Raw genomic sequence first — 208 nt, 5'->3', positions numbered from 1 at the left:
TGTTGACGGCGCCTGAAAACTGACCCCCTGACGACGGGTGAATTTTGACCCCCGTCTTGTTAGGAGGGTGATTTCAGTGGAGCAGTGGGCGGAGATCCGCCGTTTGCATCGCAGTGAGGGTGTGCCGATCAAGGAGATCGCGCCGGTTGGGGGTGGCCCGTAACACGGTGCGGGCGGCGTTGGCCTCAGACACCGCGCCGAAGTACTC

1 pseudogene is annotated in these 208 nt (G+C 62.5%); it reads left to right on the top strand.

The features are described 5' to 3' along the window. Positions 1-67 precede the first annotated feature (67 nt). Positions 68-208 (top strand): annotated as a pseudogene (locus tag B1964_RS30260) (helix-turn-helix domain-containing protein); the annotation flags it as partial.

Origin of the sequence: Gordonia sp. i37 (genome assembly GCF_002043085.1) — a bacterium.
Taxonomy (GTDB): Bacteria; Actinomycetota; Actinomycetes; order Mycobacteriales; family Mycobacteriaceae; genus Gordonia; species Gordonia polyisoprenivorans.
The sequence above is the reverse complement of the archived record's forward strand: the minus strand, read 5'-3'. Positions and strand labels throughout refer to the sequence as shown.